This is a genomic window from Streptomyces sp. NPDC057543, assembly GCF_042801895.1.
Classification (GTDB): Bacteria; Actinomycetota; Actinomycetes; order Streptomycetales; family Streptomycetaceae; genus Streptomyces.
The window spans coordinates 1-1333 of the sequence record NZ_JBHVFF010000589.1 but is presented as its reverse complement, the minus strand read 5'-3'; the positions used below and the strand labels follow the sequence as shown (position 1 = coordinate 1333).

General features: G+C 71.3%; 1 protein-coding gene. It reads left to right on the top strand.

Annotated elements, in window-relative coordinates; genetic code table 11:
- The first annotated feature begins 224 nt into the window (after positions 1-224).
- Positions 225-1190 (top strand): serine hydrolase, encoded by a 966-nt coding sequence (locus ACFU8Q_RS41500; RefSeq protein ID WP_384465410.1) that lies wholly within the window; start codon positions 225-227, stop codon positions 1188-1190.
- Positions 1191-1333: the final 143 nt, after the last annotated feature.

Here is a 1333-nt window from a genome sequence, read left to right as displayed (position 1 = left end):
GTGCCCCGACTGCCGGGGCACGGGGCGGACGCGTTTTCCGGGCGGGCTGAACAGCCGTCATGTTCGCCCTGTCACCGTGCCGGACCGCATGGGGCCGTCGGCACCCGACGCAACCGGCGAGCAACTCCACAGTCCGGCACGGGCAACTTTTCGACCGTTCGTCAGTCGTTACTGACGGGTGCGCCGGGGCGCGCCGTACGGATCGACTCAGGGGGAGAAGCCGCATGAAGGATCAGCTCCGTATAACCCGTCGCGCGCAGGCCGCACTCTCCGTCGCGCTCGCCGCAGGCGTCATCGCACCCGTGGCGTTCGGCGCCGCGCCCGCCGCCGCCGCGACGCCGACGGTGAGCTGCACGTCCGGCAAGGCGGGGCTGGCGGCCAAGCTGTCGAAGGACATCACCGCCGCGCTCAAGGGACGGAAGTCCACGACGGCCGTGGCGCTCTACGACCGGACCACCAGGACGAACTGCTCCCTGCGGGCCACGACGAAGTACGACTCCGCCAGTGTCGTGAAGGCGACCGTGCTGGCGACGCTCCTGTGGGACAACAAGAAGCACAACCGCTATCTCACCCAGCGCGAGATAAACCTCGCCACCGCCATGATCACGAAGTCCGACAACAACGCGACCACCAGCCTGTGGAAGCAGCTCGGGGTGACGAAGGTCAAGGCGTTCCTGAAGGCCGCCGGGATGACGCACACCGTGCCCGGCTCGGGTGGCTACTGGGGTCTCACGCAGATCACCGCCCAGGACGAGCTGCGGCTGCTGACCCTGCTGACCGCCAAGAACTCCGTGCTGAGCGACAACTCGCGGGCGTACGAACTGGGTCTGATGCGCAAGGTCATCTCCTCCCAGCGCTGGGGCACGCCCGCCGGTGCGCCGTCCGGGGTGACCGTCCAGGTCAAGAACGGCTGGCTGCCGCGCGCCACCCACGGCTGGCGGGTGCACAGCATCGGCGCGTTCACCGGCAAGGGGCACGACTACGCGATCACCGTGCTCACCCAGGACAACAAGACGATGAATGACGGCATCAACACCATTCAGGCCGTCGCCCGCGCCGTGCACAAGGACCTCAACCCGGCCGTCGCCACCAAGTCCACCGTCGCCCCGCCCGCCGCCCCGCAGGAAGCGGTGCCCGCGGTTCCGGAGGCTCCGGCGGTACGGATGCTCACCGCGCCCCCGCAGTCGTAGCCGACGCCACCGAGGCCGTCCTCGGCCGCCGGACGCGGCGCGCCCGTCCGACGACCGAGGGGGCGGGCCCCGGTCGGCGGCCCGGCCCCGGTCACCCGCCGGCGGCCCGCCCCCGGTCACCCGCCGGCGGCCCGCCCCCGGTC

Excerpts from the sequence above, each read along its gene's own strand:
- ACFU8Q_RS41500 (WP_384465410.1), top strand. The coding sequence starts at position 225 with ATGAAGGATCAGCTCCGTATAACCCGTCGCGCGCAGGCCGCACTCTCC.